This is a genomic window from Burkholderia sp. E168m23 (assembly GCF_016586125.1).
Taxonomy (GTDB): Bacteria; Pseudomonadota; Gammaproteobacteria; order Burkholderiales; family Burkholderiaceae; genus Burkholderia; species Burkholderia orbicola.
Genome location: NZ_BCPP01001569.1, coordinates 1 through 809, shown reverse-complemented (window position 1 = coordinate 809; position 809 = coordinate 1). Strand labels below are relative to the sequence as shown.

1 protein-coding gene is annotated in these 809 nt (G+C 68.6%); it reads right to left on the bottom strand.

The features are described from left to right. Positions 1–33 precede the first annotated feature (33 nt). A partial coding sequence (locus JMF90_RS38950; RefSeq protein WP_201326530.1) for an NAD-dependent epimerase/dehydratase family protein occupies positions 34–809 on the bottom strand: 776 nt, incomplete at its 5' end.

Here is an 809-nt window from a genome sequence, read left to right as displayed (position 1 = left end):
CGGCGTATGCCGTCGCGTGCGTTTCGCCAACGTTCAGCCAGCGGTGTGCCCGGGCGGTGCGGCACGCATCGCGTCCACCATCCAGCGCAGCGTTTCGTCGAGCGGCGTGACCGGCAATTCGCCCACCGCGCGCCGCAGCTTGTCGCGCGACCCGCTCAGGCTTTTCACTTCGTTGTGCCGCACGAAGCGCGGGTCGATCGTCACGTCGATCACGTAACCGGCGATGCGCGACAGCATCGCGAGCACTTCCTTCAGCGAATACGCGCGCTCCGAGCAGACGTTGAACGTCTCGCCGGCCGGCGCGGCTTCGATGAGCTTCAAATAGGCGGCCGTCACGTCGCGTACGTCGGAGAAATCGCGGCTCACGTCGAGGTTGCCGAGGGAGATCCGCGGCGCGTTGCTCGCATAGTGCGCGACGAGCTTCGGCAGCAAATAGGCATCGCTCTGGCCGACACCCGTGTAGTTGAACGGCCGCGCGATCACGATCGGCAGCCGGTCGGCCCAGAGCTTCGCCGCATATTCCATCGCGAGCTTGCTGACCGCGTAGTCGTTCGCCGGGGCAGGCGCGACGGTTTCGTCGAGCACGCCGGCCGTCGAATTGCCGTAGACGTTCGCACTGCTGGCCAGCAGCACCGCCGACGGACGGCGGTCGAGGCCGGCGAGCGCCGCCAGCAGGTTGCGCGTGCCGACGATGTTGACTGCGTAGGTTTGCGACGGCTCGTCCTGCGCGACGTGCGCACGCGCGGCGAGATGCACGACCGCGTCGGGGCGCGCATCGGCCGCGGCCGCGCGCATGGCCTCCGCGTCGA